This is a genomic window from Nostoc foliaceum FACHB-393 (assembly GCF_014698505.1).
GTDB lineage: Bacteria > Cyanobacteriota > Cyanobacteriia > Cyanobacteriales > Nostocaceae > Nostoc > Nostoc foliaceum_A.
Window position 1 is genome coordinate 1 of sequence record NZ_JACJTD010000127.1, and the last position, 7,845, is coordinate 7,845.

8 protein-coding genes are annotated in these 7,845 nt (G+C 41.1%); 4 read left to right on the forward strand and 4 right to left on the reverse strand.

The genetic code is table 11. From position 1 onward, the window contains the following. The first annotated feature begins 291 nt into the window (after positions 1-291). Both H6G92_RS37255 and H6G92_RS37260 read left to right on the forward strand, forming a co-directional pair. Positions 292-1,065: a hypothetical protein gene (locus H6G92_RS37255; RefSeq protein WP_190901697.1), complete on the forward strand. Its 774-nt coding sequence runs from the start codon at positions 292-294 to the stop codon at positions 1,063-1,065. 188 nt (positions 1,066-1,253) lie between these two features. After that, the gene (locus H6G92_RS37260) at positions 1,254-1,622 is read left to right on the forward strand and encodes a hypothetical protein (protein ID WP_190901699.1); all 369 of its coding nucleotides are present in this window, start codon (positions 1,254-1,256) and stop codon (positions 1,620-1,622) included. 605 nt (positions 1,623-2,227) lie between these two features. Here the strand turns inward: H6G92_RS37260 and H6G92_RS37265 are convergent. The 3 genes from H6G92_RS37265 to H6G92_RS37275 all read right to left on the reverse strand — a co-directional run bounded on the left by H6G92_RS37265 (position 2,228) and on the right by H6G92_RS37275 (position 5,390). Beyond that, the gene (locus H6G92_RS37265; RefSeq protein ID WP_190901701.1) at positions 2,228-3,112 is read right to left on the reverse strand and encodes a hypothetical protein; all 885 of its coding nucleotides are present in this window, start codon (positions 3,110-3,112) and stop codon (positions 2,228-2,230) included. A gap of 70 nt (positions 3,113-3,182) precedes the next feature. Beyond that, complete coding sequence (locus H6G92_RS37270) at positions 3,183-3,776, reverse strand: DUF1517 domain-containing protein (protein WP_190901703.1); 594 nt, start codon at positions 3,774-3,776, stop codon at positions 3,183-3,185. Between the two features lie 45 nt (positions 3,777-3,821). Then, positions 3,822-5,390, reverse strand: coding sequence for a pentapeptide repeat-containing protein (locus H6G92_RS37275; protein WP_190901709.1), 1,569 nt, complete (start codon positions 5,388-5,390; stop codon positions 3,822-3,824). A gap of 70 nt (positions 5,391-5,460) precedes the next feature. Between H6G92_RS37275 and H6G92_RS37280 the strand changes: the two genes are divergently transcribed. Further along, positions 5,461-6,300 carry a prephenate/arogenate dehydrogenase gene (locus H6G92_RS37280; protein WP_190901711.1) on the forward strand — a complete coding sequence of 280 codons (840 nt, stop codon included), beginning with the start codon at positions 5,461-5,463 and terminating at the stop codon, positions 6,298-6,300. A 237-nt stretch (positions 6,301-6,537) separates the two neighbouring features. Continuing rightward, entirely contained in the window at positions 6,538-6,828 is a 291-nt protein-coding gene (locus H6G92_RS37285; protein ID WP_190901705.1) for a hypothetical protein, read from the forward strand. A 142-nt stretch (positions 6,829-6,970) separates the two neighbouring features. Here the strand turns inward: H6G92_RS37285 and H6G92_RS37290 are convergent, their stop codons facing one another. Then, the gene (locus H6G92_RS37290; RefSeq protein ID WP_242059499.1) at positions 6,971-7,483 is read right to left on the reverse strand and encodes a DUF3122 domain-containing protein; all 513 of its coding nucleotides are present in this window, start codon (positions 7,481-7,483) and stop codon (positions 6,971-6,973) included. Positions 7,484-7,845: the final 362 nt, after the last annotated feature.

Here is a 7,845-nt window from a genome sequence, read left to right on the forward strand (position 1 = left end):
CCTGGTCATCTCAAGTTTTTGGTCAGTCCATGCTCTCAAAAAGAAAAACTGTATTTTCGATCTTCAATGAAGACACAGATACTGCATGAAGTTTTTTGGGCGATTTTCCTATAAAGTCAACACCCTACCCCTACACCTAGCGATATAATGTTGTACCGCATCTGAGTGGGAACCGCTATATTTCATCGAAAAACTGGTGTGTGCAAATAGAAAAACCATCACAATGATTCCCGTATAACTGCTGGGCTATAATCATGATCGAGGTGATAGTTTCACCGGAGACAGGGCAAAATGTATATCAACTTTTTCATCAGTTCCATTATTGGAATTGTGGTTTCGGTGCTGGTGGCTTTTGGCTTACTGCAATGGTTGCATATCCCTGCTGGTAACTTTCTTGATTGGGTGATTGGTGGTGCAAGTTTTTGGTGGCTGTTGGTAATTGTTACAGTACCGTGGAATGTGCATTTTCAAGCGAAAGAAGTCTTAGCAGAAGCAGCACAATCAACTGAGAAAGGCATTCCAGTTGATGAGAAACAAGTAAAATATGTGACAGTATTGGCAAAGCGATCGCTCTGGGTTGCCATTGCTTTACACTTATTCTCAGCCGTTGGTCTTTATACTCTTGCTGCCACTGGTATTAGTACGGTTGGATATATAAGTTCTGGTGCTGCTTTGTTATTAACAATTCTGCGTCCAGCGATTCGGGCGTATGAGTATTTATATACACGGTTAGCGATGATTCGCCAAGAATGGAAGTATCCGCGCGAAGATATTTTTGAACTGCGCGATCGCTTCTCTATATTGGAACAAAAAATCCAGTTATTAGAGGAGCAACTCAACCCAGAACAATCTTATTCATTACCCGCAACTCAACAACGCTTTGCCGAAGAGACTCGTAAAGATTTAGCCCGGATTGCGGCTAACTTAGAAGAACTACGGGCGACAAATCAAACTGAACATGAGCGTTTGGGGAGAGAGGCCAGAAATGCGATCGCGCAACTTTCCACCGACGGACAATTTCTCGATCATGTCCGCGAAATTATTCGATTTTTTAAGACCGCTTAATTATTGCTTTAATAACTGACCAAATTTTAAGTTTTGGATTGTGATAGTGAATATTCATCATCCAAAATTTAAAAAATTTATTAAAGAAGGGTTAACTATACCTTACAACCAGAAGGATAAGTTTGACATAAATTGCATAGTTCGGTGTGCAATTTTTCTATATATTGTAAAAAAGGAAAAAATTGGAAATGTTGGATTCTCTTATCTTGTTTTTTATATTAGCCACAATTATCCCTTTTTTTCTTGCTCAGATTATGCCGAACAGCAAGTGGCTAATAGGTTATGCTATTTGTTTTGGAACTTTTGCTATTTCTCAGTATTATAATCACCTAACAACGCCAATCGAGCAACGAGGAAATGGTTTTGTTTACGCCTGGGCAATGCTTGCGAATTATTTAATTAATACATCGGGAACTGTGGGAATAATCGACAGGGCTATTGTATTATACTTTAAGTCAAGAGGGTATAAAATCAATATATGGTTCATAGTTAATATAATTTTTCTTGATTGGATGCTTGTTTACATAGCAGTATTGATAGTTAGCATTCCTAAATAGATAGGCATTATTAAACAGAAAACAAGGATTATCAGGACTAAAGTCCTTACTACAAACTTTAATTGATTTCCGTCTAGCAACTTAGTGAGTATCCCTTCATTTATACTAATTTAAAATCCACTATTGAGGCTCATAATATACCTCACTAGAACAGGAAAGGCTATAGTGAAGTTCACATAACATCAGGAGTACTCACAGTGAATCAGATACAACTGACTTTAACTATTGGTTACTTGTTAATGTCATGCTATTTTTTAACCAATTGGTTAATATTTTCCCTACGTCATCCCACTTCCACTCCCGATGATAAATTTTTATCGGTTGTGATGTTTTTATTCACAGCTATCTTCTGGCCTTTGATGATTCCAATGTCTTGTTTAGAAATGGTTCAAAAAAAGCGAATAGACTTTAGTAAAATGATTCCTGTTCTCTTAGCAATATTTGTATTTAGTATTTCATATTATTTAACTGAATAATTAATAATTCCGCCTCACCAATTGCATAGATATGAAAGAGAAGCCGGAAGATTGACTTGTAACTTCCGGCTTCTTTGTGCACAACTACCTTTACTTGTTAGGCAGTCTATTTATTGAATTTGGAATTGATTAACGGCGTCTGCTGCCAAAACCACTTGAGCGGCGAGGTGCTGTACTACGCCCACTACCAAAACCACTACCAGAGTTGCGTCTAGGTGAAGTAGCTCTGCCAGAGGGCCGCAACGTACTACCACCAAAACCAGAACCAGAAGGACGATTATTACCTGTAGTACTACGCGGTGTATTGCGTACAGTTGAATTTCCAGGATATGACCTTCTAATTGTTCCTGTATTGCGGAACGCAGTGCGATTTCTCACGGCTGCGGGTTGCGTGTTGTACCGAGTTTGGTAGCTTTGAACTGCTTGGCCATAGCTTCCGCCATATCCACCAAAGCCTGTTAATCCTTGTCCTGATTGATAGACAGGGGGTACATAATATTGGGGTCTAAACAACATACTACCAATTGCCTGACCGGCCAAGCTACCAGCCACAGACCCAGCAAAAGGTGCCCAGAAGCTATTTTCTCGACGGACTACAACTGTCTCTTGTTGTCCTGTTTGAGGATTGGTTTTATTCTCAGTAACGTTGTGGACGTACTCAATTTTAAAGTCTTCCGTTAGATATAAAACTGGTTGTCCTTTATCTACCTTTAGATATGTCTTTTTACCCTGTTTGATTTCATCATCAGTTAACCGTGCCATTTGCAAATTTTCGGTTGCAAAGGTTGGGGGATTATTGTTAAGTAAAAACAGGCTATACTCACCAGTTGCATCGTCGTATGTAGCTTGTTGTATTTGATACTCTCCGTCACTCAACTTTGTGTTAGTGGAGGTTTGGCTAACGTTCTTAGCCGGAGGGGTAGTTTCGTTTCCCCCACCGCAAGCAACAGTTGTCATACACAAACTCAGAGCTAAAAAAACGGCTGTAAATTTACGTACTATGGTCATGATCATTGGATTATTGTCCTATCTCTGAGCTTAACAATTTCTCGATGTGAGTAGTAAGTACGGACTACCCAACAGATTACAAAGGAATCAATTCTGGGTAATATTGCAATAGTTGATCGCTAGTGAGTTCATCGCCTAACTGTGCTGGCGAGAAATGTACTTGGATTGCCTTCAATCTATGTTTATAATGCAAATTTATCAATGCTTTCAATCCTTCCTTGAGTGCCTGAACGTTAGAAAGATCAGTTTCTAACTCTGGTACTTCTCCTTCATAAGCTACTGTAAGCATCACAATGACGTTGCGGGTTACAGGTATAGATAAAGGTTCATTCAATCCAGAGTCAGAACTGTAATCTGGTTCACTGAGATATCTTTGGGCAGAGTCAGTAAATAATTCATTCACGTAATCTCCTGCCTCGCCTTCATCAAAAAATACGTCGCCTTCGTTGGCAGCAGAAAGCCAATATTCATCATATTGCAATAAAGTTTGGCTAATTTCTACCAACCCTTCTCCCAAAACTTCTAAGTCGCCATCGGCATCGATCGCATCCCGTCCAGCACTATTTAATACTCCCAAAATTGGTGCTACCTCACCTCCCCCTAAGTGCAGAAATAGGCGAAAGACTACATAGCGAGTTCGACCGATCATTTTATTAAAGGTATCGCGCATTCTTTCCTCCAAATTTTATTTTTTCATTAGTTATGAGTTTAATAACTAATGACTAATATAGTGAAATCCCTTGACAAATTCCATAACCATATTTAACGAAGGTAATATATCATATTTTGTTGATTCAGTGGCTATATCATCATAAATTAAAGCATTGAGTGCAGAACGATTAATAAATCTTTTGCCAAAGTTGGGATGGTCATAAATAATCAAAGTGTGGGCGCTGGAATTCGTTAAAACTATTTGGGTTGGGGCTTTGCAAAAATTTAACTTTGCGGCTACTTCGATATTTTTTTTCATTTGTTTAATTGTTGTAGCCTGACTCATGGCTTGATCTAGAAGAATATTTAATTGTTTCAGCATTTGGGGGGATTTTAAATCTTGGTTTGTAACAACTTCACCGTTAATAATTTCCATCAAACTGGAAATATTCTTTTGGGTAGATGCTGCATCTAGAAAGGGAAGAATCACAATGTAAGCAGTGGGAAATAATGCTTCGTCGCTATCTACATGAAATGTGAAAACAGTTCGACGACGACTACTTTCGATGCTTGGAGGTTGTTTTAGTCCCCGGTATTCCTGAGCAATTTGGTAGTAAGCGCCAGCGATCGCAAAATTAGCTTCGTGTTCTATGGGTGCATCAACAATAATTCGGATTGTTGGCGGTGTTTCGTTAAAAAAGTCTCGTGAGTCTTCCGAATGAAACTTTTGGATAATGGAGCGATCGCCTGCGGGGCTAAGATCAACCCATTCACAAATCATGCCTTCAGTTTTTAAACCAAACCTGGAGGTGGCATAAAGCTTTGCTCCTGTTAATGTTGCTCCTGTTAAGTCAGCACCAATCCATTCCGCCCTTATTAATTTTGCCTGAGTTAAATCGGCGTGGATGAAAATTGTATTTGTTAAATTGGCATTGCTTAAATCTGCGCCAATTAAAGTAGCTCCGCTCAATTTTGCACCGCTCAAATCTGCCCACCGGAGATTTGCGCCGCTCAAATCTGCCCATCGGAGGTTCGCCCCGCTCAAATCTGCTCCGCTCAAGTTAGCATGACTGAGATTCGCTTGTCTGAGTTCGGCATCTCGTAAATTTGCGCCGCTAATGTCAGAACGACTGAGATCACTGGCATTTAAGTTAGCCATCTCTAAGTTTGCTCCTGTCAAGAAAGCGCCTCTTAAGACAGCTTCACTCAAGTTCGCGTGACGGAGATTCGCTTGGCGGAGTGTAGCCTCTCGCAAATCGGCACTAGTGAGGTCAGCCTCCGACAAGTCGGCGCGACTGAGGTCAGCGCGAATTAACTCGGCGCGGATCAATGTGGCTCCTCTAAGTTGAGCGCGACCCAGATCCGCTCGAATCAAATTAGCGACGTTGAGGCTGGCGTTGTTTAGGATGGCGCTACATAGATTCGCCCCACTCAATCTTGCTACATTCAGCTTGGCATTGCTCAAGTTAGCTTCACTTAGATTCGCGCCACTTAGGTTGACTATACTCAAATTAGCATCGCTAAGATTTACGCCAGTGAGTTTGGCCCCACTCAGGTTAGCTTCCGCGAGGTCAACACCACTAAAGTTTAAGACTCCTGCTGCGTATTGTTCCAGTAATTCCTCTACAGTCATTGATGCTACCCCTTGGATGCCAACTTTAATAGTTGGTAAAGTCATAAAAAACGGAATGTCAAAATCAAAAATGAATATTGGGATTTTAGGACTGGGACTGATAGGCGGATCTTTGGGTTTTGATTTGCGATCGCAAGGACATCATATCTTAGGAGTCAGTCGCCGTGAATCCACCTGTCAAAAGGCAGTTGCTCTCGGCAGTGTTGATGAAGCATCCGTTGATCTGAGTCTATTGGCAGCCGCAGAGGTTGTATTTATTTGTACACCTCTAGCGCTTATTGTGCCCCAATTTGAACAGTTGATCGCTCATTTATCTACCACTACCGTCGTAACTGATGTGGGTTCGGCGAAAGCACAGATAGTCAAGGCGATTTCTCCCCTGTGGGATAATTTTATCGGCGGTCACCCAATGGCGGGAAGGACAGACAGTGGAATAGAAGCTGCACAGCGACATTTATTTGTTGATAAGCCTTATGTATTAACACCGTTAGCGACAACACCAACTAGTGCAATTACGGTTGTGGAAGAAATTGTGCGATCGCTTGGGGCTAATATCTACCATTGTCAACCTGAGCAACATGACCGCGCTGTTAGTTGGATTTCCCATTTACCTGTAATGGTCAGTTCCTCCTTGATTGCTGCTTGTTTGAGTGAAACTGACCCCGATGTGTTGGAATTAGCCCAAAAGTTAGCTAGTTCAGGTTTTCGAGATACCAGCCGTGTGGGTGGTGGAAATTCAGAATTAGGCGTGATGATGGCGCGGTATAATCGTCAAGCATTGCTGCGATCGCTGCAACAGTATCGCCAAAATCTCGATGAGTTGACTAACTTAATTGAGCAAGAAAATTGGGCAGTTTTAGAGCAAAAGTTGAAATCAACTGGTAAGGCACGACCTAATTTTGTTGATTAGTTTAAGGGTGCGTTATGTTATTGATAACGCACCCATTTCAACATTTTGTGAGTTAATTGTTTATTGGTTGTGAATGCTTTTTGAGGTAGTTAATCAAGCCGCATAGCTGCTTTCTTAGCAAATCAATAAATATAGCCATTTAATAATTGTAACAGCAAAATCTTTACAAAATGCTACTCGCCAGTTTTATCGTCACCAAACTGATGTACTATACAGATAAATTTACAAAAATCAACAATGGTAGAACGCCCAATCAAGAAATCGGAACGTCAGTCCCAAGCAAGCACTGACAACAACTCCGAAAATACGGATTCTATAGCTCCTATTGAATCCAACCCCAAAAGCTCCAAACCGAGCCGTAATCGCTCGTCTGGCACTGGGAAAAAAGCATCCTATGGAGATGAAAACAGACAGCAGGGCAATCCTGCCCTAGCGCGTGGCCCAAAACCCGTTAAACCTCCAGTAAAAGTCCAAACAGAAGAACTTGAAACCGAATCGGAAACTACCTCTGAGGAGTCTCAAGACTAACATTAATGCTGCGTGTGATGTGGGAGGCTATAAGCGTATGAAGACTGGAATTTCTGGCTTTGCAAGCAGTTATCATGCCCCACATCACCATTGAGTTATTCTTATGTTGAATACTTTTACATTAAACTTTAGGTGCATAAAATCAATCAATCTCATTAACTAGCCATTGCCACTCAGTGACTACAGTGTTGGATATGTTGAGAATTAATTGCTGTCCACCAGAGAGTGGCACATAGAGTTTGAGTGCTTCAGTTTTTGGTAATTTCGGTAAGATATCAGTTAAGTTATATTCGCCCACATTAGAGACGGGTGTAGCTAAAGCGTATGCATCCGATGCATTCAGTAATCTTCCTGCTGCTGTCTCAATCAATAGTGGTTGGTGGTGAGCAATTTCAACAATATTAGGAAAAGCAACCAAGCGCAATCGTAAGTCTTTTACTGCACTAGTGTAATTCTGTTTGAACAGCAGTACTTGCCAAGCATATCCTTTTTCATCTTTGATGGATACTTGTGAGTGGTAGCGTAAGACACCCGGAGAGTCATGGTGTTGACGTAGCAGTGCTTGTGCTGATTGCACACTCCATCCACATCCAGTTAATACTAGAAACACTACTAGGGCACAACACCAGAAATATTGTTGAAATTTTCGCTTCATGTGACACATTTTACAGCAAAATTCAGGAACAGAGCCAAAGATGCTCCGCCAAGATGCCCTATTGGTCAACTACGCCCTAGCATCTCTCCTGCTTACAGTTATACTGCCATCATTGCTGATTTTACTGGCCAGTTAAATACATGGAGTATTATTTTATCCAGCTTACTATAATGGCACTTTTGTATGTAGGCGGCGAGTTAGTGCAAATTAAATGGGGACTCCTATTAGCTTTATCTAGAATCCATTTGACATCTTTTACTATCTTGAAGTACAGTTACCGCAAAAGCCGTATCCAGCAGTCATGCCGTACTCTAGCAGCCTAACAGACGAAGAGTGGGAAATCCTTGAACCCCTACTGCCGA